Source organism: Nocardia sp. CA-129566 (genome assembly GCF_050956075.1).
Classification (GTDB): domain Bacteria; phylum Actinomycetota; class Actinomycetes; order Mycobacteriales; family Mycobacteriaceae; genus Nocardia.
The window spans coordinates 3,928,835-3,951,442 of sequence record NZ_CP192085.1; the positions used below are offsets into that span (position 1 = coordinate 3,928,835).

23 protein-coding genes are annotated in these 22,608 nt (G+C 65.2%); 11 read left to right on the plus strand and 12 right to left on the minus strand.

Annotated features, from left to right (window positions below):
• The first annotated feature begins 3 nt into the window (after positions 1–3).
• Complete coding sequence (locus ACQP0C_RS17130) at positions 4–270, plus strand: hypothetical protein (protein WP_433733871.1); 267 nt, start codon at positions 4–6, stop codon at positions 268–270.
• 4 nt (positions 271–274) lie between these two features.
• Here the strand turns inward: ACQP0C_RS17130 and ACQP0C_RS17135 are convergent, their stop codons facing one another.
• Positions 275–913: an MspA family porin gene (locus ACQP0C_RS17135; RefSeq protein WP_433733872.1), complete on the minus strand. Its 639-nt coding sequence runs from the start codon at positions 911–913 to the stop codon at positions 275–277.
• A gap of 361 nt (positions 914–1,274) precedes the next feature.
• Between ACQP0C_RS17135 and ACQP0C_RS17140 the strand changes: the two genes are divergently transcribed.
• From ACQP0C_RS17140 to ACQP0C_RS17150, 3 genes are all read left to right on the plus strand, one after another.
• Positions 1,275–2,318 (plus strand): alkaline phosphatase family protein, encoded by a 1,044-nt coding sequence (locus tag ACQP0C_RS17140; RefSeq protein ID WP_433733873.1) that lies wholly within the window; start codon positions 1,275–1,277, stop codon positions 2,316–2,318.
• A 109-nt stretch (positions 2,319–2,427) separates the two neighbouring features.
• A complete protein-coding gene (locus ACQP0C_RS17145) occupies positions 2,428–3,732 on the plus strand; it encodes an MFS transporter (protein WP_433733874.1) in 1,305 nt (434 codons plus the stop codon).
• Entirely contained in the window at positions 3,729–4,709 is a 981-nt protein-coding gene (locus tag ACQP0C_RS17150; protein ID WP_433733875.1) for a TolB family protein, read from the plus strand. The genes ACQP0C_RS17145 and ACQP0C_RS17150 overlap by 4 nt, the downstream gene beginning before the upstream one ends.
• Before the next feature lie 595 nt (positions 4,710–5,304).
• On the opposite strand, the gene ACQP0C_RS17155 is transcribed toward ACQP0C_RS17150, so the two are convergent.
• The gene (locus ACQP0C_RS17155; protein ID WP_433733876.1) at positions 5,305–5,493 is read right to left on the minus strand and encodes a hypothetical protein; all 189 of its coding nucleotides are present in this window, start codon (positions 5,491–5,493) and stop codon (positions 5,305–5,307) included.
• 78 nt (positions 5,494–5,571) lie between these two features.
• A complete protein-coding gene (locus ACQP0C_RS17160; protein WP_433733877.1) occupies positions 5,572–6,000 on the minus strand; it encodes a hypothetical protein in 429 nt (142 codons plus the stop codon).
• Between the two features lie 68 nt (positions 6,001–6,068).
• On the opposite strand from ACQP0C_RS17160, the gene ACQP0C_RS17165 reads away from it, so the two are divergent.
• The 3 genes from ACQP0C_RS17165 (at position 6,069) to ACQP0C_RS17175 (ending at position 7,864) form a co-directional block, all read left to right on the plus strand.
• Positions 6,069–6,830, plus strand: coding sequence for a murein transglycosylase (locus tag ACQP0C_RS17165; protein ID WP_433733878.1), 762 nt, complete (start codon positions 6,069–6,071; stop codon positions 6,828–6,830).
• Positions 6,831–6,885: 55 nt separating this feature from the next.
• Positions 6,886–7,041, plus strand: a complete 156-nt coding sequence (locus tag ACQP0C_RS17170; RefSeq protein WP_433733879.1) for a hypothetical protein — start codon at positions 6,886–6,888, stop codon at positions 7,039–7,041.
• A 145-nt stretch (positions 7,042–7,186) separates the two neighbouring features.
• Positions 7,187–7,864 carry a nucleotidyltransferase domain-containing protein gene (locus ACQP0C_RS17175; RefSeq protein ID WP_433733880.1) on the plus strand — a complete coding sequence of 226 codons (678 nt, stop codon included), beginning with the start codon at positions 7,187–7,189 and terminating at the stop codon, positions 7,862–7,864.
• Here ACQP0C_RS17175 and ACQP0C_RS17180 read toward each other — a convergent pair.
• The 4 genes from ACQP0C_RS17180 to ACQP0C_RS17195 all read right to left on the minus strand — a co-directional run bounded on the left by ACQP0C_RS17180 (position 7,827) and on the right by ACQP0C_RS17195 (position 12,752).
• Positions 7,827–8,027, minus strand: coding sequence for a DUF397 domain-containing protein (locus ACQP0C_RS17180; protein ID WP_433733881.1), 201 nt, complete (start codon positions 8,025–8,027; stop codon positions 7,827–7,829). The genes ACQP0C_RS17175 and ACQP0C_RS17180 overlap by 38 nt on opposite strands.
• The gene (locus ACQP0C_RS17185; protein WP_433733882.1) at positions 8,027–8,908 is read right to left on the minus strand and encodes a helix-turn-helix domain-containing protein; all 882 of its coding nucleotides are present in this window, start codon (positions 8,906–8,908) and stop codon (positions 8,027–8,029) included. Before ACQP0C_RS17185 ends, ACQP0C_RS17180 begins: the two co-directional genes overlap by 1 nt.
• A 176-nt stretch (positions 8,909–9,084) precedes the next feature.
• A complete protein-coding gene (locus ACQP0C_RS17190) occupies positions 9,085–9,552 on the minus strand; it encodes a hypothetical protein (protein ID WP_433733883.1) in 468 nt (155 codons plus the stop codon).
• A 353-nt stretch (positions 9,553–9,905) separates the two neighbouring features.
• Positions 9,906–12,752 carry a discoidin domain-containing protein gene (locus tag ACQP0C_RS17195; protein WP_433733884.1) on the minus strand — a complete coding sequence of 949 codons (2,847 nt, stop codon included), beginning with the start codon at positions 12,750–12,752 and terminating at the stop codon, positions 9,906–9,908.
• Positions 12,753–12,817: 65 nt separating this feature from the next.
• Between ACQP0C_RS17195 and ACQP0C_RS17200 the strand changes: the two genes are divergently transcribed.
• Positions 12,818–13,861, plus strand: a complete 1,044-nt coding sequence (locus ACQP0C_RS17200) for an LLM class flavin-dependent oxidoreductase (protein ID WP_433733885.1) — start codon at positions 12,818–12,820, stop codon at positions 13,859–13,861.
• Here the strand turns inward: ACQP0C_RS17200 and ACQP0C_RS17205 are convergent.
• Positions 13,822–14,877, minus strand: coding sequence for a fused (3R)-hydroxyacyl-ACP dehydratase subunits HadA/HadB (locus ACQP0C_RS17205; RefSeq protein WP_433733886.1), 1,056 nt, complete (start codon positions 14,875–14,877; stop codon positions 13,822–13,824). The genes ACQP0C_RS17200 and ACQP0C_RS17205 overlap by 40 nt on opposite strands.
• A 28-nt stretch (positions 14,878–14,905) precedes the next feature.
• Positions 14,906–15,175 carry a hypothetical protein gene (locus ACQP0C_RS17210; RefSeq protein WP_433733887.1) on the minus strand — a complete coding sequence of 90 codons (270 nt, stop codon included), beginning with the start codon at positions 15,173–15,175 and terminating at the stop codon, positions 14,906–14,908.
• A gap of 351 nt (positions 15,176–15,526) precedes the next feature.
• Between ACQP0C_RS17210 and ACQP0C_RS17215 the strand changes: the two genes are divergently transcribed.
• Complete coding sequence (locus ACQP0C_RS17215) at positions 15,527–16,735, plus strand: esterase/lipase family protein (RefSeq protein ID WP_433733888.1); 1,209 nt, start codon at positions 15,527–15,529, stop codon at positions 16,733–16,735.
• Between the two features lie 205 nt (positions 16,736–16,940).
• Here ACQP0C_RS17215 and ACQP0C_RS17220 read toward each other — a convergent pair whose 3' ends face one another.
• On the minus strand, positions 16,941–17,384 hold the full coding sequence (locus ACQP0C_RS17220; protein WP_433733889.1) for an NUDIX hydrolase: 444 nt from the start codon (positions 17,382–17,384) through the stop codon (positions 16,941–16,943).
• Positions 17,385–18,006: 622 nt separating this feature from the next.
• Between ACQP0C_RS17220 and ACQP0C_RS17225 the strand changes: the two genes are divergently transcribed.
• Entirely contained in the window at positions 18,007–18,426 is a 420-nt protein-coding gene (locus tag ACQP0C_RS17225) for a YciI family protein (protein WP_433684570.1), read from the plus strand.
• A gap of 15 nt (positions 18,427–18,441) precedes the next feature.
• Entirely contained in the window at positions 18,442–19,719 is a 1,278-nt protein-coding gene (locus ACQP0C_RS17230) for an RNA polymerase sigma factor (RefSeq protein ID WP_433733890.1), read from the plus strand.
• A 68-nt stretch (positions 19,720–19,787) separates the two neighbouring features.
• Here ACQP0C_RS17230 and ACQP0C_RS17235 read toward each other — a convergent pair whose 3' ends face one another.
• Positions 19,788–20,231: a hypothetical protein gene (locus ACQP0C_RS17235; protein WP_433733891.1), complete on the minus strand. Its 444-nt coding sequence runs from the start codon at positions 20,229–20,231 to the stop codon at positions 19,788–19,790.
• A gap of 528 nt (positions 20,232–20,759) precedes the next feature.
• Positions 20,760–22,265 (minus strand): catalase, encoded by a 1,506-nt coding sequence (locus ACQP0C_RS17240; protein ID WP_433733892.1) that lies wholly within the window; start codon positions 22,263–22,265, stop codon positions 20,760–20,762.
• Positions 22,266–22,608 lie beyond the last annotated feature (343 nt).

Sequence of the window (22,608 nt, forward strand, 5' to 3'; positions counted from 1 at the left end):
CGCGTGTACCTCGCCCGGCTGCGCGGGCTTTCGACCGCGGCCGCCAAACGGCATGCGGCCGAACTGTTACGTGCCTGTGGTCTCCATAGTCGCCGTGCCCGGCCGACTGCCGAGGGCACGGCCTCGTGGTGGGAGCCGCTGATCGCCTTGGCGCGGATGGCGGCCGCCACCTACGGCATCGTCGTTATCGCGGAGAAGATCTACCGCCGTTCGCTGATGCAAACCCAAGGGCGCCTGACGATTCGGCAGGCGCTGCGGGTGCAGGACTGAGGATTCACAGCACGATGGGGTCGCCGTAGCTCGCACCGCTGGCGTCCACCGCCGCCGACTCGGCAGTGACCCTGGCGTACGCGCGAATGGTCAGCGCGCCACCGCAGCCGGATACCTGGATGTGGAAGTCTCGGCTGACCATGGTGCCGAGGGTGTCCGGTTGGAGCTTCTTGGTGCCGACCGCGATATCGGCGATTTTGCCCGGGGACATGGTCAGGTCGGCGCCGAGCCCGCCGCTGAGGTCGGGGATGACATTGATATCGATGCTCGGCGTCAGCGAACCGGGGGAGATGTCGAGTCCGAGGTCCAGATCGGCATCTGCCTGGAGCTTGGTTTGGAGTTCGGCCTTGGGGTCGAGGTCCACCGCGCACGCGACGTAGTATCCGGAGGTCAGCGTGCCGGAATCGGAACCCGAGATCCGGCCGTAGAAGTCGGTGTCCAGCAACACTTCCCGGTTGGTCGGCATGCCGTTCAGCGCGGCGAGTGGGTGGGCGTCGATATCGCGCTGGCCGACGGTGAATTGCATTGTGCCGGAAACGGAGTAGGTCTTCTCATGGGCTGCCGCGGCGTGCGCGAACGGGGCGGTGGTGACCGCGCAGCCCACCATCGTCAGGGCGGCGATCAGAACACACTTCCGGTACATCGTTCTCCATGCTTTCGGTGGCCGTATCCGGGCGCGCGGACGGCGATGGCTGCGTTCCCGGGCAGGACTCGGCGCGGCCCAGGACTGAGCCGTAGCGAGCGTCTCCGCTGAACCTCAGAGCTAGCTGGGACGCGGCTGGGAACTACCCGAATGCGCTGCGGCGGTAGCGGGTTCGCTACAGCGGCCTCGTGCCGGTGCCGCCGACACCGCCGCGCGCCCGGCCTCCGCTATCGGCGCAACCGCACTCGGTTATCAAATGTCGTCATCACGGCATCTTCCCGCTGAACTTCTTTCAGCGAATCGGGCCGGAACATCGTCTTATCTACGGTCCGCAATTCTATTCATTTGACCAGTTCGTTTAATGCGCTCGACCAGTTCTGATAAGGCGCTTGACCAGTTTTGTTTGTTTTCCCAGAAGAATGGGTTTTCCGCTTTGTTTGTTCACTTCACGCACATCCAGCGTCCCCGGAACATTTGGAATTGCGGCTACCGGCGGTCCTTAGTATTGCCCGACCCTGGCGGTGCTGCCAGGGTCGGTTCAAATCCTTCAGGAGGATTCGTGTTTCGGAAGCGCATTGCGGCTGCATTCGTTGCAGCGGCAGCTTTGATCGGTATGGCGACGTCCGCCGTCGTCAGCTCGTCCCCGGCGCAGGCGGCGACGACCGTACCGGTGTTCGACCACATCGTGCTCGTGATGTTCGAGAACCATTCCTACTCGCAGATCAACGGCAGTTCCAGCGCCCCCTACTTCAACAGCCTGGCGGGCCAGGGCGCGAAGTTCACCCAGTCCTTCGCGGTCACTCACCCGAGTGAGCCCAACTACCTGGCGATGTTCTCCGGGTCGACCCAGGGCATCACCGACGACAGCTGCCCGCACACCTTCAGCGGAAACAACATCGCCAACCAGCTTCTCACCGCGGGCAAGTCGTACAAGAGCTACTCCGAGGCCATGCCCTCCGACGGCTACACCGGCTGCTCGAGCGGCACGTACCGACGCAAGCACAACGCCGCACCGTTCTTCAGCAACGTTCCGGCGACCAGCAACGTGCGGTTCAGCACGTTCCCTACGGACTACTCGACCCTGCCGACGGTCTCGTACGTGGCGCCCGACATGTGCAACGACATGCACGACTGTTCGATCAGCACGGGTGACACCTGGCTGAAGAACAAGATGGACGGCTACGCGCAGTGGGCCAAGACCCACAACAGCCTGCTCATCGTCACCTTCGACGAGGACAACGGCGGTTCGTCCAACCACATTTTCACCACGTTCGTCGGCGCGCACACCCAGGTCGGCAGCTTCTCCAACCAGATCAACCACTACAACGTTCTGAGCACCATCGAGAGCGCCTACGGGTTGTCCCACCTGAACTCGGCCGCCGAGATCACCAACGTGTGGAACTGACCATTCGCAGATATCCGCGAGTGATCGGTAGCTGGTAATCACCCCGCTCGCGGACAGGCCGATGGTCTGTCCGCGAGCGGCTCGCGCAACTCACGAAGGTGGCACACCTGTGTATCTGTCCACAATCGACCATCCGCACACCGGGGACGACGCCGCGAAACCGTCCCGCCGAAACGCGTTGTTCCTGCTCAGCGGCAATGTCTTCGCGCTCGGCGCGGTCAGCCTGGTCACCGACATCTCGTCGGAAATGATGACCGCGGTTCTTCCGGTGTACCTGGTTGTCGGGCTGCACCTGAGCCCCGCCGTCTACGGCGTCGTCGACGGCACGTACACCGGGGCGACAGCGCTGCTGCGGCTGGTGGGCGGATACATCGCCGACTTGACGCGCCGCCGCAAGTTCATCGCCGGGCTCGGCTACGGGTTGTCGGCGGTGGCGAAACTCGGGATGCTCGCCGTGGGCAGCGCCGTCGGCGCGATCGGCGCGGTGATCGCGATCGACCGCACCGGCAAGGGCCTGCGCACGGCGCCACGTGACGCTTTGATCACCCTGTCCACCCCACCGCAGCTGTATGGTCGCGCGTTCGGCGTGCACCGGACGATGGACACCATCGGAGCGTTCGCCGGGCCGCTGGTCGCGCTCGGCATCCTCGCCGCCACCGCGCAGGCCTACGACGCGGTCTTTGTGGTCAGCTTCTGCATCGCCGCGTTCGGCGTACTGGTGCTGGTGTTGTTCGTTCGGGACCACCGCGACGCGCAGTCACCGAAGGGCACGGTGTCACCATCGGCGCTGGGCGGCCTGATCCGGACGGCGCCGGTTCGGCGGCTGGTGCTGGCCGCGTGTCTGGCCGGGATGGTGACAATCGGCGACGGCTTCGTCTATCTCCTGTTGCAACACCGGGAGCATCTCAGCGTCAGCTGGTTCCCGCTGCTGGCCGTCGGCACGAACCTGTCCTATCTGCTGCTGGCCACGCCGCTGGGCCTGCTCGCCGACAAGATCGGTCGGCTGAAGGTCGTGCTCGGCGGCTACACCGCGCTGGTGCTGGTGTATCTACTGCTGTTCGGGCCGTTCGGTGGCACTGCGTTGGTGCTGGCGGTGCTCGCTCTCTACGGCCTGTTCTACGCGGCCACCGACGGCGTGCTGATGGCCCTGGCCGGGCCGGTCCTGCCGGAATCCCTGCGTACCACGGGAATCGCGCTGATCCAGACCGGACAGGCATTGTCCTACCTGGTGTCCTCGGTGTTGTTCGGGCTGGCCTGGACGGTGTGGGGACCGGCGAGCGCGAGCCGGATCGCCGCGATTCTGGTCGCGGTGGCGGTGCTCGTGCTCGGCCTGCTGCTGCGCGGCATCCCGGCCGCCGACACCGGCGGCTCCGATCCGAGCGATCACGCCGAGACCATCGAGGAGCAGGCATGACTCGGCGGGTGGTGCTCGCACTGCTCGGGGCGGTGCTGCTGACCGCGGTCGCGGTCGGCTACGGCGTGTTCACGACGACCCGCGTGCAACCCGCGGTGTCCGTGACCGACCGGCTGAGTCTCACGGCCGGGCCAGGGATCCTGTTCCGCAGCACCGCACCGGAGAGCAAGGGCCACCTGGCGATGGTGGCCACCGAAGATCCGGGCGGGCCACGCTCGGTATCCGCACTCAACTGCCTACGGGTCGACGCGGCGGGCGGCACCGGCATCTGCCTACGGCAGGACGGCGCGCTCCCCACCTTCCAGGCCACCATCCTGGACAGCAAACTCGATGTGAAGAAGGAGATCCCGCTGGTCGGCGTGCCGAACCGCACCCGGGTATCCGGGGACGGGCGGCTGGTGGCCTGGACGGTGTTCGTGGCGGGCGACTCGTACAACAACGGGCGGTTCTCCACCCGCGCCGGGCTGATCGACCTCGAGACCGAGGACATGATCGACTCACTGGAATTCCTCCCGGTGACCCTGGACGGTCATCCCTACACCGCGGCCGACCTCAACTTCTGGGGTATCACCTTCGCCGCCGACGACAACACCTTCTACGCCACGATGTCCACCGACGGACGCCGGTACCTCGTGGCAGGTGATATCGCGGCGAAAAGCATCCGCACCATCGCGCAGAACGTGGAATGCCCATCGCTGTCCCCGGACGGCAGACGTATCGCCTTCAAGTCGGCGATCGACGCGGACCCCGCGAAGGGCTGGCGGCTGTCGGTACTGGATCTGGCGTCGGGCGCGCGGACCTCGCTGGCCGAAACCCGCAGCGTGGACGACCAGTCGGCCTGGCTGGACCCGAACACCATCGGTTACGCCATTGCGCGGGGCGCCGACGATTCGGACATCTGGGCGGTCCCGGCGGACGGCTCGGGCAGTCCGCGGCTGCTCATCCCGCACGCCGAATCCCCGGCGGCACTGCGTTGACCGGAGTAGTGGGTGGACGGGAGTAATGGCGTGCCACTCGACTCCAAATTATCTTGCGGAAATTCTTTTTCGGAAACCCTGACAGGTTCGACTCGCTGCAGAGAAGAAAAAAATTCGTGATGCAATCATTCGACAGTAACGAACCCGACCGCGGCAATCCCGATGCGACCGAACTCATCGGTACGCCTGATACCGATATCGCCGACCCCGATGCGACCCAGTTGGTCCGCATTCCCGGCGGCGCGATAATTGATGACGACAAAACAATACTCATCCGGACGCCTGATCATGCCGTCGCCGCTCCTGGCGACTCATGCAGAGCGGACAATTTCGGCGACGGTGAACGGCTCGCATCGGCGGACTCGGGGCGATGGCATCGGTACGCCGGGCATCTCCGCTCGCGCCTGTCGAATCTCGTGCCCCGCGACGATCGCCAGCACATGCTCGCCGCCGCGGCTATTGCCGCGCTGATCACACTCGCTATCGGGGGCGTGATCACAGCGGATGCGCGGCGAGCCGACCGGGTGGGCAATGTCTTTGCGGCGTCGGAGGTTCCAGAGACGTCGAGCGCGGAAGATGTGACCGGCGGAGCGATTCAGGCCAGCGACGTTGTCAGCACCTTGGAGACCCCCGATGATGTGCCTGTTCCGAGTGACGCCACAGCAGCGGACACCGTCGGCAGCGGGGCGGATACAACGACGGACGCGACGACCAGCGAGTCGACAGCCGCAACCGACACGACCACCAGCGAGCCGACCACGGTGACCACCGATACCCCGACCACAGCGCCCAGTCTGTCCGTCAGCGCGAGTGCGAGTTTCTCGATCGAGGCCGCCCCGCAACCGCTCGTGAGTGCGACTGCTCAGCCCGGCGTGAGCCCGAGCCAGGATCCGGTCACCACCACGACCGTCGTTGCCCCGTCCAGCACTACAACCCTCCCGACGAGCCTCTCGCCGACCGAGACAACGACGCCGGTCGGTACGACAACAACGGCTGGCACGACGACGACATCGTCGACCGGCACGACGACCACGACGACCATCAGTACGACGACAGCGCCGCCCAGCGCCACGCCAACGACGTCGGCCAGCAAGACGACAACCACCTCGGCCCGACGCACTCCGGTGCCGACCGCAACCACCACGACGACCGAGCGGAAGCCTGCGCCGTCACCGTCCAAGCCGACCATCGCGCACCCACCGACCACGACTTCGCAGCACTCAACGGCGCCGACCCCGCCCAAGCCGCCCAGCGCGCCGAAACCGACGAACCCGCCCAAACCGTCCGCCACTACGCCTCTACCCGTCCCGGGCAAGTAGTGACGATATGACAAGTTGGTACTCGCACGGTCGGAGTGTGATGACAGCGCGCTCGGCGCTGCTGGTGCCGGTGGTAGCGGTAGTCCTCGCGGGCTGCGGCGGCGCATCGGATCGAACTCCCGATCCTGTGCCGGCCAGTACCGGTGGGTCGGTGCCCGCGATTCGGCTCGACGCGGTCGATCACCCGCTGGACCAGCTGCGCGACTGGGCTCGACCCCGGGCCGAAAAATACGGAATCCCGGTGCGCGCGCTACAGGCCTACGGATACGCGACGGTGGCCATGGCGAAGGCACAACCGGGGTGCCATCTCGGGTGGGTCACCCTGGCCGGGATCGCCCGTGTGGAAAGCGATCACGCCCGATTCGGCGGAGCCACCATCGCGGCCGACGGTCTGGTGCGGCCACCGATCCGCGGAATCGCTCTGAACGGCACCGGCGGCAACGCCCTGATCGTCGACCCCGTCGCCACGGCTCGAGCCGGGCACACGGTGTACGCCCGCGCGATGGGGCCGTTCCAGTTCATCCCCGACACCTGGAAACGCTGGGGTGTGCGCGCAAGCACCGACTACAACACCCTCGCCAAGACCCTGGAGAGCGGCAAACCAGCTGCCACCAGCAATCTTTCGGGCAGCGCCGACAATATCGACGATGCGGCGCTGGCCGCGGGCCGCTACCTGTGCGCGGCGGGCGGTGATCTGGCCACCGCCCGCGGGTGGCGGCAAGCCATCCTGGCTTACAACCACTCCACTGCCTACGTCAACCAAGTGCGCAGCGCCGCAATGGGATACGGGAGCGCTGCCTGATAAAGCGCTAGGCTGATGGCCCGCGGATCTTCTCGCGACTCTGGGCAGGAGTCCTATGCCGCCGAAATCCTCCGGTCAGGCGTCGTTCGAGGCAGGAACGCGCGAAGGTGACCAGGGAACAGGGCTTGGATGCCGGGGCGCGCTGTTCGGGGAACGCGGGATCGTGGACACCTCGATGAACCGGATCGCGGTTGATCGCGGCGGCCTGTGAGTCGGAAGTCGCGGCTTCGAGCATCGGATGATGCTGGGCCGAGGCATCATCATGATCGCGGCGAATGCACACCGGCTGCTTGCTGTCGGGAATCGGAATGGCATCCATGTCATCATGGGTGCCACGAACTGACTTGGGGGTGGGGATGTCCGAGATGGCCGGGCGTGCGGTTTCGCCCGAGGAATGCGACCGGTTGTGGGCTGCGTGGATGCCCGGTGAGGTCGCGGAGCGAATGTCGGGTGTCACGGTTCCGTGGTACGTGGCGGGTGGGTGGGCGCTCGAGCTGTTCACCGAGAATGCCGCCCGTGCCCACCATGATCTCGAAATCGGGGTCCCAGAGGGCAGATTCGGTGAAATCGTCGCCGCATTCCCGGGCTTCGAGTGGGATGTGATCGCGGACGGCCGAATCCTGCCGTTTCCGGCGGAGGCGGAGAACCAGCATCAGACCTGGCTACGCGACCCTGCGACCGGGCGATATCACCTCGACGTGTTTCGGGAACCGCAGGACGGTGACCGATGGGTGTGCCGCCGTGACCGGTCGATCACGCTGCCCTGTGCAGAACTGATTCGCCACACCCGCGAGGGGATTCCCTATGCGATTCCGGAAGTCGTGCTCCTGTTCAAGGCGAAAGCGCCACGCGACAAGGACGAAGCCGACTTCCGGCATGTACTACCGGCTTTGGATCAATCGCAGAGGTCGCGACTGTGCGAGTGGTTGTCGCGGGTCCACCCGGGTCATCCCTGGCTCGACAGAATCTTATCCGACTGTTGGGGTTCGCGAGCTGTCAGCGATGGAAGTCGCCGCGAGTTGCCGCGCGGGTGAAGGTCGACCACTCGGCGGTGGTGAAAATCAGCGCGGGGCCCGTTGGGTTCTTGGAATCGCGGACGCCGACAAGGTTGTTCGGGAGGAATGCGACCTCGACGCACTCCTTGTCGGCGCCACTGCGAGTGCTCTTGAACCACTGTGCGTTCGAAAGATCGACCATCAGGACGCGTACTCCTTCGCCATCTGTCTGAACAGTGCCCGGCTGGCGAAGACATCCATCGCACTTCGCCGCAGACTCTCGTATGCCTGATGGTATCGCTGAACAGTGCTTGATTTTGCAAGATACAAGTCCCCGGTGAAAGATTCGGTGTAGACCACCGGCGGTTCGATCTCTTGCCCCTGTCTGTTCTCGCTGAACTCGAGGATGACGAACGGACCAACTGCGACGCCCAGCGGATGTCCCGCGCTGAACGGGAGGATCTGTACGTTCACGTTGGGCCGCGCCTCGATATCTGCTAGGTGTTTCATCTGGGTGGCCATCACTTTCGGCCCGCCGACCACGCACCGCAGGACCGACTCTCTCAGGATGACATTGAGGGTCGCTGGCTGGTGCTTGCGCGTGATTCTGGTTTGCCTGCGCATTCGCAGCTGAACTCTCCGCGCGTGCTCTTCCGAGCCGTCGTCAGAGAAGCCGGACCGCATCAGCACACTTGTATACGCTGGTGTCTGCAACAACCCTGGCACGAGTTCCGGCTGATAGGTCGTAAGACACTGCGCCGATGCTTCCAGCCCCACGAAGAAGTCGAAGTTCGGCGGAATCAGATCACTGTATTCGAACCACCAACTTTGTTCGCTGCCTTGTGCCGCAAGACCTTTCATCGCTGCGGTATGGTCGGCACTGAACCCGTATATCTTGCACAGTGCCTCGAGATCCACCTCCCGCAGGTGCACCACCGTACCTGTCTCGATGCGTTGCAGGGTGCTCGCGCTGCGCTGAATCAGGTCGGCCGCACGTTGGAGCGTCAGTCCGCACTCCTCGCGACCGTTGCGCAGGTACTTTCCCAGCTGTCGTCGCGCCAGCGTCGACCTGTTCTCCGACATGCCTGCCTCCCTTCAGGTTTGATTGCGCACAGCACATCATGGTGCGAATCCGATATGGACCAACGCGGCGGATTTCCCATGCAATCGGCGCATAACTCCAGGAAGATTTGCATCCAACGGTGATTTCGCAGCCCAGCGTGCAACTTCGTCGATTCGGGACGGCCGAGGGACTGCCGCTAACTCGGGAGCGGAGTCGTTATCGTGCACACGGTGTCGCGCAGGAGCTTCGGCGCGGTATCGAGCGGAATGTCGTACCAGAGATCGAGTTCCAGGCGGTTTCCCGCGCCGATGGTGACATCGGTCGGTTGGCGTTTGATCGCCATGGCGTCATTGCTGACCGGGTGAGCGGCGTCGGCCGCGTCGGATAGCTGGTAGTCGGTTGTTCGGGTGGTGTGAAATGTGTTGTCGGTGTTGGTGATCGCCACTCGGATGCGGACGAATTGCCCCTTCGGCAGCCATTCGGCGTGAGTGCCGAAGAGGTAGCCGTGACCGGGGTCGACGATAAGCGCTTCGACGGTCAGCTTGGCGCAATCCGTTGGCGTGCGGACGTATTCGGTGGGGGTGACCGGCGGCGGGGTCGAGGCCGGTGCCGGGTCCGAGGCGCAGGCCGCGAGAAGAAGCAAAAGCGGGAGGAACCAGCGCACCGTCTCAGACTAATGCTCGCCCGGTCCCGGTGATTGTGACAGCGAAAAGTGGCGTCACCCAACGGCGTGTCGCCGCATGGTCCGATGGCCTGCGGGACTTGCTGGTCTCGAGTGTGGATGGTGCCGCCATCGTGCAGCTCCGACGGCCCGAACGCGCGACCAGCCAAAGCCAACCGCACCACCCAAGCCTCCGCCCCGCCCCCGTGCCCCAGTGGTGGACCGGTGATCACCATGTGCTGGTGCGGGTAAACGTCGAGAGCGGACCTGCACCAGCGCATTTCGGAATTCCGGCCCTGGTACTCGATTTCAGTGTCTACGTGAGATGGAAGCAACGTGCTGGGCAGTAGTTCGGATTATGTTCGGGGGCCCGAGATTTCGAGTTCGCGGATACCGGGGTGAGTGGCCGGGTTAGTGGCAGTGAGTTCGAGACGCACATAACGGGCCGAGATCGGGTTGGGCAGGGTTCCCGTTGCCGGATCCACGGTGACCGGAGTCCAAGCGTGCTCGTCCGGGGAGACCGTGAAAGTGGTTGTGGTGGTGGTTGGTTCGGTCCAGTGTGGAACGATTCGATCGATGCGGGTATCTTTCCCGAGGTCGACGATGAGCGCACCCTGTGGTCCGTCGGGCGCCCAGCCGGTGGCGGTGCTGCCGTCGACTGCGGCGGCCGGGTATTTGCCCGGCTCGTCGGAGGTGGTCATGACCGGCTTGCAGCGGGCGAGATTGTCGGTCGGGGTCAGATCGGGGCGTCGGGTTGTGAAGGTGGCGTCATCGGTGAGCAGGCGGGTTTCGGACTCCGTCCGGACCTGCATCGGTTGACCGTGGGTCAGCGTCAATGTGGTCTCGTCGGGTCCGATCGTGGCATCGAAAGTCCGCCCCTGCCAGTGGATTCCACGAATCGTGAGGCCCTCGCTCAACTCGGGCGGGAGCGTGGGGGCGATACGGATGTCATCGGAATCCAAGCGCAGCCCGAGCAGTCCATTGGTGAAGGTCTGCAGGAAACCGCCCGCGGCGGTGACGAAGGTGAAGGCCGGTGCGCCCGCGAGCGGGTCCCTGGCCCCGACCTTCTCGCCGCGCGCCTCGGCGAACTGTCCGAAGGGTGTGCGCACGAAGGGGCGTGCGGCGCGTTCGAGGTAGGTGTCGGCCGCGCAACCGGGTAGGCCGATCTTCGCGGCGTCGATCGCGTGCACGGAATCGGTCATGGCCGGGCCGTCGGGATCTGTTCGCTGCGAATAGTAGTTGAGCACATGGGCCGCGACATCCGGCGGCATCGGCCAGTCCAGGGGATAGATCAACAGGGCGGTGTCGGCCTGTTTGATGGGAGTACCGGTGTACCCGTCGAATTGGACGAAGATCCGTTGCGTGCTGTCGAACGGCATGCGTAGGCGGTCGGCGATCGTGGTCCATTCGGGCGGACGCCGCTCGCCCAGCATCTCGGCGGCCCGTGCGGCATTGCGCAGGGCGAGTGCGGCGACCGCATTGGTGTAGACCGCGTCGTTGACGCCGTTGCTGTATTCATCGGGGCCCGCGACATTGCGGATGGAGTAGCTGCCGTCGTCATTGCGGGTGACCCGCGAAGCCCAGAATTCGGCGACCTCGCGCATGATCGGCCAGCCGCGGGTGCGCAGATAGTTGGTATCGCCGGTGGCGGTGTAGTACTGCCACGCCGCGAGGGATATATCGCCCTGCAAATGGATCTGGGTCAGGCAGTGTGGCGGATCCCAGCTGTGGCATTCATCGAGATCCCCGCGACTCGCGCTGGTCCACGGGTAGAACGCGCCGCGATAGCCGAGCCGCTGAGCGTTCGTCCGCGCGGCGGGCAGGGTCCGATAGCGGTACTCCACAATGGATTTCGCCAAGTCCGGCGAAAATTGCAGTAGTGCGGGGAACATCCAGATGTCGGCGTCCCAGAACACCGCGCCCGCATAGTTGTCGCTGCTGAGCCCGACGGGTGAAATGCTGTTGTCCTGGCGGGAATTCGTGCTCGAGTACAGCGAGTAGAGCGCGCCGCGCGCCCAGGTCTGCACCTCCGGCTGACCGGGCACCTCGACATCACCGCGCCACCGCTCCCGCCACGCCGCGGACGTATTCGAGAGCAGTTCCGCCCACCCGGACCGAACGGCTCGCTGTGCCGCCTCGTAGGCCGAAGCGGCCGGGTCGTCCGCGGTGCGGCTGGTGTCGACGCCGATGAACTTCGTCACCTGGTACATGTCGCCGTCGCGCACCGGAAATCGAACGTCTTGGCGCGCACTCAGGTCGCGCGGTGAGGGTGTCTGCTCGATCGCCGAGGACTGGATGCCCTGTCCGGGCCGCAGCACCGAGAAAATATCGCCGTTGATATCGGTCCCGTCGGTCCGGAAGCCGACCCGGATGGCGTCGTCATCGCGGGCACCGACATCGGTCCGACCGATCCGCCGAGCTCCCGCGCCGTCGATCAGATCGGAGACCACCAACTCACCCGACCAGCGCGGAACCATCGTGAGATGGACCGCTCCGACGTGCTGATCGGTCCGATCGGTGAGCACGTCGTAGACCAGATCGGTGGCCTTACCGTCCGGCGCGGTCCAGGTCAGGCGGGTGCGGACCAGTCCACAGCGCAGCAGCAGTGTCTGTTCGAAGTTGGTGATCTCGGTCGCGGGAGTGGCTGGTGAATAGGTCTGATCGCCGACACCGACCAGCAGTCCGGACCAGTTCGGGATGGCCGCGGCGACCTCGCGGTTGTCGGCAACACCGGGTGTGTGTGCGTAGAGGCCGGCGACGAAAGCGCCGTCGTATGCGGGCGTGTACAGCGGCCAGCCGGTCGTTTCATCGGTCGCGGCATAGCCCATACCGCGCGGCGGAACGCGCAAGCCGAGATAGCCGTTTCCGACGAAGGGGTGTGCGTCGATCGGTGCGTCCACCTGCGTATTCGACAGCGCCCATGGCGGGGACGATGCGACGGGATCACCTGGGCACACATCGCTGGACGCCTGTTCGGAATGGCATACCGCGACGATCACCGCCGTTGCCGCCACGGCGAGAATGGCGACGAGCGCAATGCCCGCCGACGCCGTGGTGCGACGGCCTGCTCGTTGGACAAACTGGACGATCCCCGACATTCGCGCCTCCACGGCGTGCGCCGCCATTCGTGTCGAGCCGCGATACGCGCCGACTACCGCGGGACCGACCACCGGATTACGCAGTTGCGGGACCCATTCTCGCATCCAGGGTGTGTTGTCCGGCTCACCGCACGGCGGAATGCGCCGGGGCGGGGCGTGTTGACACAGATATGACTTCGGGATTCGGTGCGGTGCGGTTTTCGATTCTGGATCGCTCGCGCGTTCGACGCGGACAAAGCCATCCGGAGGCGCTGCGGGAGACCGTCGAATTCGCGCGGCTGGCCGAGGAGTGGGGCTATCACCGATTCTGGGTGTCCGAACATCACAGTGTGCCCGGGGTCGCGGGTTCGGCCCCGACGGTACTCGCGGCGGCGGCCGCGGCGGCGACATCCCGGATCAGGATCGGGACCGGCGGGGTGATGCTGCCGAACCATCAGCCGCTGGTGGTCGCCGAACAATTCGGGGTCTTGGAATCGCTGTATCCGGGGCGGATCGATATGGGACTCGGACGCTCGGTCGGCTTCACCGATGGGGTACGGCGTGCGCTCGGGCACGACAAGACCGATGCCGATGATTTCGACCGGCTGCTCACCGATGTGCTCGAATACTTCGCGCGCGGTCGGTCGGGTGTGCATGCGTGGCCCGCGGAGGGGCTGCGTGTGCCCGCATTTCTGCTGGCCACCGGATCGGGTGCGGAGCGTGCGGCACGGTTCGGGCTGCCGCTGGTGATCGCCTCGATCGCCGGGGTGGACCGCATGGTGGCGGCGATCGAGCGGTATCGAGCGGAATTCCGCCCGACGCTTTGGGGCGCGCAACCGTATGTCGTCGTCTCCGGGGCGGTGGTGATCGCCGATACGACCGAGCAAGCCCATCGGCTATTGCTGCCCGAGGCGTGGTCGGCCGCGTATGCGCGCACGCGTGGCGAATTCCCGGTTCTCATCCCGCCCGCGGAGATCGAGTCCACGGCGATGACCGAGCGGGAGCGCCGGATCTTCGACGATGTGCTGCGCGATCACATCCACGGCACCGAGGACGAGGTCGCCGACGCGTTGGAGGCGTTGGTATCACGCACGGGCGCGGACGAGATCCTGGTGCACACCAGCACCTACGACCGGGCCGCGCGGCTGGACTCCCATCGCCGACTCGCGCGGCTCACCGGCCTGCTCGACACCGCTCAATACGCCACGGGGAAGCGGACTTCCGCGGCGGCATAGCCGAAAAGCTTACGGCCGTGCGATCTTGCGTCCAATGCGATGGTCGCCTTGCGCCGGAACGGGTCGAGTGAGCTCACCCGGCCACGGAATTCGATGGCGCTGGCCTGCAGCGGCGGGATGTGCAAGTAGTGCGTGTAATGAGCGAACTGGACCCGGAACCGGGTGACGGCGGCGGGATCGCCGAGCCAGCCGCTGAGGAAGCCAGCGGCCAAGCCGAGTTCGAGCATGCCGGGCGCGACTACTGTCGGCAGTCCGGTCGCGGCGGCGACTTGCTCGCTGAACAGTACCGGATTACTGTCGCCGGTCACCCCGGCGTAGTTGACCAGATCGCCTCGGGACAGGTGGACCACGCGAGCCGGCAGCTCGGTACCGACCGACAAGGATTCGAAATCTACTGTGGTGCGCGGTATTCGGGGCAGTATCGGTGCCGATATGCCGTCGCCCTCGCCCGCGACGACGACGCCCGGTGAGCGCGGCGGCCCGCTGAGGGAGTGCATGGCGATCTTGCCGACCCGTTCCGCGAATCCGGAGCCAGCGGGGCCGGTGCGCGCGAGCAGGGCCGTCGACCCGGTCTGCACCACCTCGCCGTGCTGATCGAGCAATACGCTCTTGACCGCGAGCACGTCGTAATCGGCGAATTGCCGGAATGATTCGAAATAGACATCGCAGGTCAATCGATCGCCCGCGACCAGCGGCCTGCCGATGTCGAGCACTTGGTCGGCGTGCAGAATCCGGGTCGCGTCATAGCCGGTGATGAGTGTGTCCAGTATTTCGCGATGGACCCGCAGCAGGATTATCGAGGCGAATGTCGCCGGTGCGATGAGTCCACCGAATCCGAGCTGTGCGGCCGCATCCTCATTCCAATGGGCGGGGTGAAAATCCTGTATCGCACGGGCGAATTCGCGAATCTTTTCCCGCCCGACCTCATAACAGATGGCGGACCGATATCGGTGGTCCAGTAGTGCGCGAGCCTGGGCCGCCGGGTCGGCAACGGCATCGACGACGTTGTCGTTCATCTTCGCTCCTGTTTTGCGCTGGTGCGGGCTACGGTGTCGGGCCGAAGTTCCAGGCAAGCGGCGGCACTTGTTCGGGAGTAACCCTGGCGACCACGGCGCTGCCCGCATCGCCGAAAAGCGCGGCGGCCCGGTCGATGTGGTCGGCCGAGGTCACCACGACGGCGTCGCGCATGCCGATATCGTGCATGATCCGGGCCGAGCATTCGGCGTTCTGCGCGGCCGCGCCGACCAGCGCACCTGCCGTGATCCGTGCGATGCCGCGCCCGAGGCGGACGGTCGATTCGATCCGGTCGAACATGGCAGCTCCAATTGTCGGTCATCGGGTGGCCGCCGACGGCGGGAACGTGAAGCCATGGTCGTCCTGTTCGCCCCGAATCCCTCGTGAGCAGTTGGTGATCTGGAAAATTCACTGAATTTGATCGTTCGAATTGTGCCGTTGGCGCGCGGTCGAAAATCTGCGGCTGTGTCGTATCCCTAACGGGGACAAAGCCGTTTGGTGAGGTGTCCAGTTACCTCGCAGACCCATCGGTTTCGCCGCTGCACCGTTTTAGCGTTCGGCCCAGTTTCAGCCCCTGTCGGCCCGCCACTTCTGGGCGCACCGTCCTCGGTGCTGTCACTCGAACGCTGACGTTCTGCAGGAAGGCAGATCATGAAACGAAGTAGATGCGGCCGGTCGGTCAGCGCCGCGGTATTGATGGGCGTCTCGGTGCTCGTCATGAGCATGACCGGCATCGCGGCCAATGCGAATCCGGATCCGGCGCCGACCGAGCAGGCGCTGGCCGACTACATCGCCGCGGGCCGCAAGGCCGCGCCGGTCGCCGGTTCGGGCAGCGCGGGCAGTTCCGGATCGGCGTGCACCTCCGGATCCGGCGCCGGATCGGGTAACGGCTCCGGCAACTGTTACGGCGGCTCCGGTAGCAGTTCCGGATCCTCGGGCGGATACGCCAGTGACACAAAGGGTTACGGTCCGTCGATGACATCGTGGCTGGCCGCGTTCGGCTACGGTCTGCTGAATCCGGATGTCGCGCCGCCGGGCACCAACGACTGGAACTGCAAGCCGACCGCCGAACATCCGCGGCCGGTGGTCGCGCTGCACGGCACCTGGATGAACGCCTACAACGGGTTCGCCTATATGGGCCAGCCGTTGAAGGATGCGGGCTTCTGCGTCTTCACCTTCAACTACGGTCGCTCGAATCTGTTGGAGGGCGGCGGCCTCGGGTCGGTGCTGCCCGGTGTGATGGGCACCGGCTATATCCAGGATTCGGCCAAGGAGCTGGCCGCCTTCGTCGATCGGGTGCTCGCCGCGACCGGCGTGTCCGAGGTGGATATCGTCGCGCACTCGCAGGGCGGCTCGATGGCCAACTGGTACACCAAGTTCGAGGGCGGCGCGGCCAAGGTGAAGAACCTGGTCACCTTCGGCGCCACGCACCACGGCACCAGCCTCGACGGCATCGGCGCACTGGGCCGGGCCATCAATAACTTCGGCATCGACATCCTCGGCTTCATCGAGATCTTCGTCGGTCACGCCGGCATCCAGCAGACCATCGGCTCGGATTTCGTGAACCGGCTCGATGCGAACGGCGATACCGTCCCCGGGGTCGACTACACGGTCGTCGGCACCCGCTATGACGAGGTCACCAATCCGTACGATCTGACCTTCCTGAAGGCCGGACCCGGTGTGACCGTCCACAACATCACCCTGCAGGACGGTTGCGAACAGGATCTCTCCGACCACCTGACCATCATGTACTCACCACGCGCGCTGTCGATCGCCCTGCACGCGCTGGACCCGGTCGGGCATCCGAATCTGGAGTGCGCCTTCAATCCGTGGCTGCTCGGCGGTGGTGGCTCACTGTGATAACCCGCTGACCGTGCACCGCGCCGAACAGGACGAAGCCCGACTCCCCGAGCCTGTTCGGCGGGTGCGCCGACCGCCATGCGACCCGTACCGGTGCAGCGGACTCCTACCCCGTCTCCGCCCGGTCCGTGACGGCGCGCGGCGGTATGCCCACCGAGTCGACCCCGCACTATCGGCTTGGTGGGCATTCTCATGTCCGGACCGCTCAGCGGTAGACGAGGTCCTTATAGGTTTGCAGAATTCCGCGGATCGACGGCGTCACGAGCAATTCTCCATCCAATGGCGTCCACTCGTACCCACCGTGTGCGCTGAGCAGAATAGGTTCGGTGAATGCCACGTCCACGGCGAAATGCAGGCGCCGGACCGGTTTTCCGGCCGGAGACAGGTAGTCGAAGTCGCCGACGTGGTGGGTGATGTCGGTAACGGTCAAACCGGTCTCCTCGCGGACCCCGCGAATCAAGGCCGCGGTGACCGACTCTCCCGGTTCCACGGTGGCGCCCGGCAGCTTGCGGGTGAGCGGGATCGGCCCCGTGCTGAGGGCTTCCAATAGCAGTACTTCCCCACCCCGGTCGATGATCGCACCGACTCGTAGCCCGAAGCCGTCACGTTCGCCGCGCGGAAGCGCCTCATCGAATATCGAAACCGACATCGGTGGACTCACCAACCTTTGTTCGGGCGGATGCGCCGCATCAACGTAGAGCAACCCTATCAATGTTATCGTGACATGACTGCCACATGACAGCCGGGACCAGAAGTGCTCTCGTGCAGTAGATATCGCTCGATATCGACAGCCGTCCAGTCCCAGCTCTGCCGAACTTCGATCTCGGCTGGCCGAGGATGGTTCGACCGCGGCAATGGGGGCCATCGCCGAGCGCGGCAGCGGCAATTCATCGATGCCGGCCCCGGAGCGCCGATCAGCGCGAGGACGGAGTAGCCCGGTGTCGGCCTAGGGGTGGTCTTTGACGTGAAACGGTGCGCGCAAACATGATACGACCAGCGCGAAGGTTCCGGTATCGTCGCGCATCCGAGATCGAACCCGGATCACGCTGGCCCTGGACCTGCACTCGCGTGCCGCCATGAGCGAGCGGCGCGCCGCTGTCCGATTTGCCGCTGTTGTCCGAGTATGGACCTACCGGCGAATTCCGGTCCTGGGATGACAAGGTCGGGCGCTGGTAAAGAATTTGTCGGCGGCATGTCGATCTAGGAGTTCCCCGTTCGACTCAGGGGTGAGAGGGTCCGAGAGGGACCCGGAAACTCGAGGAGACAGAACCATGAAGTACATGCTGATCTGGCGCGCCACCGACGAGGCCTACGCGGGGATGGCGAGTATCGACTTCGACAAGATGCTCGAGACCGTCGGTCGGTACAACGAGGAGATGATCCGGGCGGGCGTGCTGGTCGCCGCCGAAGGCCTCGACGATGCTGCCGACGGGGTGGTCGTCGACTATTCCGCCGAGACGCCCGTGGTCACCGACGGCCCCTACGGCGAGACCAAGGAGCTGTTCGGCGGGTTCTACATTCTCAATGTGGCATCGAAGGAAGAAGCCGTGGAGTGGGCCAAACGGTCGCCGATCACCGGTGCCGGCTTCAAGACCGAGATCCGCCGGGTCACCACGATCGATGAGTTCCCGCAGGACAACGAGTGGGTCCAAAAGGAGCGGGCGTGGCGGGAAGCGACCGGTCAGCTCTGAGCGGATCGAACGGCGATGGCTGATCACACCGGCCGTGCGGCCGTCGCCGCCATCTGGCGGATCGAGTCGGCGCGGATCGTCGGTGCACTCGCGCGGTACACCGGCGATTTCGCGCTGGCCGAGGACCTCGCCCAGGAGGCGCTGGCCGAGGCCCTGGTGACCTGGCCGCGTGACGGCGCGCCCCGCAACCCGGCGGGGTGGCTGCTCACCGTCGGTCGGCGTCGCGCCGTCGACGCATTCCGTCGGCGCTGCGCCCTCGACGAGAGATACGCCGCCCTGGCCCGTGATTTGAACGAGGGCGGTGTGATCTCCGGAAGCCAACCCACCCGCGCGGCCGAGGACATGCTCTGGGATCCGGACCGGATCGATGACGACGTGCTCGCGTTGATGTTCATCTCCTGCCACCCGGTGCTCTCCCGGGAGGCGAGGCTGGCGCTGACCCTGCGGGTGGTCGGCGGTCTGACCAGCGATGAGATCGCCAAGGCGTTCCTGGTGCCGACCGCCACCGTGCAGGCCAGGATCACCCGCGCGAAGAAGACCCTGGCGGCGGCCCGGGTGCCCTTCGAGGTGCCGTCGGCGCAAGAGCGGACCGAGCGCCTCGGCTCGGTGCTCAATGTGATCTATCTGATCTTCACCGAAGGTTCTTCGGCCAGCTCCGGTGACGAGCTGATCCGATTCGAGCTCGCTGGCGAGGCACAGCGCCTGGCGCGGGTGCTGACCCGGCTGGTGCCGAACGAGCCCGAGGTCTACGGTCTGCTCGCGCTGCTCGAACTGACCGCGGCCCGCTTCCCGGCCCGTACCGGACCGGATGGCGAGCCGGTGCTGTTGGAGCAGCAGGACCGCCGCCGCTGGGACCGGGCCGCGATCCGACGGGGCCGGGCCGCCCTGGCCCGCGCGGAGCAGGTCGGCCGTGGCCTCGCGGCCTACGGTTTGCAGGCGGCGATCGCCGAATGTCACGCCGTCGCAGCCAGCGTCCAGGCGACGGACTGGGAGCGCATCGTGCTCATCTACGAGGCGCTCGGCAGACTGGCCCCGTCGCCGGTGGTAGACCTCAACCGGGCAGTGGCGGTTGCCATGGCCCGGGGACCGTCGGCGGCGCTGCCGATCGTGGACAGCTTGGTGGCGGCCGAGGCGCTGTCGAATTCGCATCTGCTGCCGAGCGTTCGCGGTGAGCTGCTCACCCGCCTGGGACGCACCGATGAGGCGCGCGCCGAACTGGAGCGCGCGGCACAGCTGTGCGGCAATGCGCGCGAGCGGGCGGTGCTGCGGCGCAAGCTCGCTGAGCTCGGCTGACGGTGGGCAGCCGCGTCGATGCTTCGAGTTCACACAGGATCTGAAACCATCTCAGTTCACAGTGTTGCTCAGCTTCGGCGCTCGCTGGGGACGAGCAGCGACAGCAGGGCGATGACCAGTCCGCCGCCGACGAGATACAGGCCCCAACTGCCGCTGAGCAGATCGCGGTAGTCACTGCGTAACTGGTGGTCGAACTGCTGGTCCAACCGCCAGGTCAGCACCCCGAGTGCGACCAGACCGACGACCACGCCCAGCCAGCCGATTATGCGGGAGCCGAACAGCGCGGCAATCAAGATCGCGACCGCGACGCCGACAATGACGACGGCCAGTGAGGTTTGAAACGAAACCGACTGAGCACCGATCTGGTCGAGGGTAAGCCCGGAGCCGAAACCTGCACGCAGATCTTCGAACCGAACGTCACCGGCCCCGATCGTGCCGATGAGCGGACCGAACGCGCCGACGGCCACGGCGACAGCGCAGACGAGCAGCAAAAGATGGACAAAAGTTCGCATACTTCCACGGTATTGCGGTCCGGCGGTTCGCATGAACCCCGCGAGCGCACCCCAGCTCATCGCCGCAATCTTTCCCGAGATCGTGCAGCAGGCCGCACAGTGGCGGACTTGACCGCGAAGGTGCCCAGGAATGCCGGGTCGTGCTCGCGCAGCAGCGACCGCAGCTCGTTTCCGGCCTTCGTGCGTAGCCAGACCGGGCCCTACTGAGCGCACCCGCACGGCACCGGTCTATGCCAGAGTTCGAAGGCTCTCGATCGACAATGGCGTCCGGTCGTGCAACGATCTCGAATCACGGGCAATCTCAACGGTTTACGGCGGCCGGACCCGGAAGGCGCATCGAGCCGACCGCAGCAGAACCCAGCAGAAACCCCAACGGAGACAGCGGTTTCCAGTGAACGGGCATCGGCACGCCGTTGATCCTGGATCGGTCCGTTGCCAGGTGCCAGCCACACTCCTCGTCGACCGTCGATTCCATCCAGGCCCGCGCTGCGCCGATCTCACATCCGGTTACCGGCGGAGGTTTTTCATCTACCCCGTGTGGCCGACTTTCGGTCGCGCTGCGGCGGTCGGTTCGTGTTGCGCCTGCTTGGCCCGTACCCCGTGTTCGACTCGGTCACCGAGATCCTTGTCGATGTTGTGCAGGTATGCGAACGCCCTGGTGAGCACGGGTGGGCTCACTCCGTCGAGCAGGTGCGCGATGATGTTGTCGACCAGTCGTGTCCTGGCGGCGTCGTCGAGAACCGTGCGGACCATGGTGCGAGCCTGTCCCCAGTCGTCGTCGTCCGCGCGCAGCGTGTAGGCGGTTCGCACCATTTCGCCGTCGGCATACCAACCGGCGGGCGTTCCCGTCACCGCGGGATCGGCGTGCGGTCCGCCCTTCGAGTTGGGCACATACACCGGATCGCCTGGGTTGTGGTGGCGCATGGCGCCGTCTTTCGCCCACGATCGGACCTCCGTGCCGTGTGCCGAATTGACCGGTAGTTCTTTGTAGTTGATTCCTATCCGGTGTCGGTGCGCATCGGCATAGGAGAACCAGCGCCCGAGCAGCATCTTGTCGGGGCTGGGGCCCGTGCCGGGTACCGCGTTGCTGGGCTCGAACGCCGCTTCTTCGATGTCGGTGAAGTAGTTGGCCGGGTTACGGTTCAAGGTCATCTTGCCGACCTCGATCAGCGGATAGTCGCCGTGCGGCCATACCTTGGTGAGATCGAAGGGGTTGTAGCGGTAGGTCTTCGCGTCGTCGAACGGCATGATCTGCATCTTCAGGGTCCAGCTCGGATACTCACCGCCTTCGATCGTCTTCCACAGATCACGCTGGTGGTAGTCCATGTCGATCGAGGTCATATGAGCGGCTTCGTCCTGGGTGAGGAACTTGATGCCCTGATCGGTCTTGAAGTGGTACTTGACCCAGAACCGTTCGCCGGCAGCGTTGATCCACAGGTAAGTGTGGCTGGAGTACCCGTTCATGTGCCGGAAGGTGGCCGGGATGCCGCGATCTCCCATCAGCCACATCACCTGGTGCGCCGATTCCGGCGATAGAGTCCAGAAATCCCATTGCATGTCGTTATCGCGCAGATTGTTGTCGGCCCGGCGCTTCTGGGACCGGATGAAGTCCTGGAACTTCATCGGATCCCGCACGAAAAAGACGGGTGTGTTATTGCCGACCAGGTCGAAATTGCCCTGCTCGGTGTAGAACCTCACAGCGAACCCACGCAGATCCCGCACGGTATCGGGATATCCCTGTTCGCCGGCGACAGCGGAAAACCGTGCCAGCACTTCCGTCTGCTTGCCGGGCTGGAATACCGCGGCCTTGGTGTAGGCACTGACGTCGTGGGTCACTTCGAACGTGCCGAACGCGCCGCCGCCTTTGGCATGCGGTTGCCGTTCCGGCAGGCGCTCACGATTGAACGCCGCCATCTTTTCGATCAGATACGCGTCGTTCAGCAGAATCGGGCCATCCGGGCCAACTGTCAGGGAATGGTCATCGCTCGGTGCCGGAATTCCGGCGGCATCGGTTGTGTAGTTCGGCTCGGACATTTTTCTCCTCTTCCACAGACATAGAGCCGCGGCCCCATCGGAGCGTGTGCGTCGTCGGCGGTCGTGGGCCGCATGATCGGTGGCCGAACCCGGCTTCACCTCGCCGAAGGCGGTTGGTCAGCCAAGTCGTCGGTCGGTGTCATACACGACACCGCGGACAACCTGGTCGTGTGCAGGCGGCGAGCACTAGTGGAGTGCTCGTGTCGAGACCGAAACGCATACGAACAGGACGGGTGTTTCTCGAGAGCCGTGAGCGCCGTATACCCCATGGCAGCCTGCAGATCGACACCGCGAAGCAGTCCAGCGTCTGCCACGACCAACCATCCCGTCGTGCTCCAATTCG

Bases quoted from the DNA above. Each gene is read 5' to 3' on its own strand.
- ACQP0C_RS17135 (WP_433733872.1), bottom strand. From the start codon at position 913: ATGTACCGGAAGTGTGTTCTGATCGCCGCCCTGACGATGGTGGGCTGC.
- ACQP0C_RS17140 (WP_433733873.1), top strand. From the start codon at position 1,275: ATGCGCTCGACCAGTTCTGATAAGGCGCTTGACCAGTTTTGTTTGTTT.
- ACQP0C_RS17150 (WP_433733875.1), top strand. From the start codon at position 3,729: ATGACTCGGCGGGTGGTGCTCGCACTGCTCGGGGCGGTGCTGCTGACC.
- ACQP0C_RS17165 (WP_433733878.1), top strand. From the start codon at position 6,069: ATGACAGCGCGCTCGGCGCTGCTGGTGCCGGTGGTAGCGGTAGTCCTC.
- ACQP0C_RS17170 (WP_433733879.1), top strand. From the start codon at position 6,886: ATGCCGCCGAAATCCTCCGGTCAGGCGTCGTTCGAGGCAGGAACGCGC.
- ACQP0C_RS17175 (WP_433733880.1), top strand. From the start codon at position 7,187: ATGTCCGAGATGGCCGGGCGTGCGGTTTCGCCCGAGGAATGCGACCGG.
- ACQP0C_RS17180 (WP_433733881.1), bottom strand. From the start codon at position 8,027: ATGGTCGATCTTTCGAACGCACAGTGGTTCAAGAGCACTCGCAGTGGC.
- ACQP0C_RS17185 (WP_433733882.1), bottom strand. From the start codon at position 8,908: ATGTCGGAGAACAGGTCGACGCTGGCGCGACGACAGCTGGGAAAGTAC.
- ACQP0C_RS17195 (WP_433733884.1), bottom strand. From the start codon at position 12,752: ATGCGAGAATGGGTCCCGCAACTGCGTAATCCGGTGGTCGGTCCCGCG.
- ACQP0C_RS17200 (WP_433733885.1), top strand. From the start codon at position 12,818: ATGACTTCGGGATTCGGTGCGGTGCGGTTTTCGATTCTGGATCGCTCG.
- ACQP0C_RS17205 (WP_433733886.1), bottom strand. From the start codon at position 14,877: ATGAACGACAACGTCGTCGATGCCGTTGCCGACCCGGCGGCCCAGGCT.
- ACQP0C_RS17210 (WP_433733887.1), bottom strand. From the start codon at position 15,175: ATGTTCGACCGGATCGAATCGACCGTCCGCCTCGGGCGCGGCATCGCA.
- ACQP0C_RS17215 (WP_433733888.1), top strand. From the start codon at position 15,527: ATGAAACGAAGTAGATGCGGCCGGTCGGTCAGCGCCGCGGTATTGATG.
- ACQP0C_RS17220 (WP_433733889.1), bottom strand. From the start codon at position 17,384: ATGTCGGTTTCGATATTCGATGAGGCGCTTCCGCGCGGCGAACGTGAC.
- ACQP0C_RS17225 (WP_433684570.1), top strand. From the start codon at position 18,007: ATGAAGTACATGCTGATCTGGCGCGCCACCGACGAGGCCTACGCGGGG.
- ACQP0C_RS17230 (WP_433733890.1), top strand. From the start codon at position 18,442: ATGGCTGATCACACCGGCCGTGCGGCCGTCGCCGCCATCTGGCGGATC.
- ACQP0C_RS17235 (WP_433733891.1), bottom strand. From the start codon at position 20,231: ATGCGAACTTTTGTCCATCTTTTGCTGCTCGTCTGCGCTGTCGCCGTG.
- ACQP0C_RS17240 (WP_433733892.1), bottom strand. From the start codon at position 22,265: ATGTCCGAGCCGAACTACACAACCGATGCCGCCGGAATTCCGGCACCG.